General features: G+C 53.7%; 1 protein-coding gene. It reads right to left on the bottom strand.

Annotated elements, in window-relative coordinates:
- Positions 1-65: 65 nt before the first annotated feature.
- Positions 66-741: transposase (locus tag NA637_RS25220; protein WP_256075391.1), on the bottom strand; the 676-nt coding region annotated here is incomplete at its 5' end.

Here is a 741-nt window from a genome sequence, read left to right as displayed (position 1 = left end):
TGGTAACGCCTCAGAGCGCGTATGAAGCGCTGCGGCACCTCCTGGAGCAGCAAAAAAAGGGGCTTTTACGCCGTCATCGCCTTCAACAAGCCTTCGGTGCCGATGATTTTCATCACCCGCTTCAAGTTGTAGGCGAGCACATTCAAGCTCATTTCTGCGCTCACCCCATTCAGTTTTCGAGTCAGGAAGTGCGTTGCTCCCATCCATTGTTTGAGCGTCCCGAAGGGATGCTCAACAGTCCGTTTTCGAACCCGCATCATCTCCGGTGCTTGGTTCAGCCGGCGTTGCATTTCCTCCAGCACCGCTTCATGTTCCCAGCGCCTTACTCGACGATTTGTGCTTGGCGTGCACTGGGTTTTCAGCGCGCAACTCTGGCACTTTGAACTCCAGTAACAGTGCATATTCATGCCTTTCTCAACGCTGGAGAATCGCCAAATCAGTGCCTCTCCAGCCGGGCATGTATATTCGTTTTTCGTCGCGTCATAAACGAAGGCATCTTTGTTGAACCGGCCATCAGCCTTGGCGCTTGAAGTCATCGGCTTTGGCACATAAGCGGTGATGTTTGCATCGTGACAGGCAAGGATTTCTTCACCCTTGAAGTAGCCTCGGTCAGCCACCACGGACAGCGTTTCTGCGCCGACAGCTTCACGAGCCTGCTTCGCCATTGAACTGAGTTGGTCACGGTCGGACTCGCTGTTGGTGACCTCATGAGCAACAATCAAATGGTGCTGCGTATCGACC

Source organism: Stutzerimonas stutzeri (assembly GCF_024448935.1).
In the GTDB taxonomy this organism is placed as follows: Bacteria; Pseudomonadota; Gammaproteobacteria; order Pseudomonadales; family Pseudomonadaceae; genus Stutzerimonas; species Stutzerimonas stutzeri_AO.
This window is presented reverse-complemented; position numbering and strand designations above follow the sequence as displayed.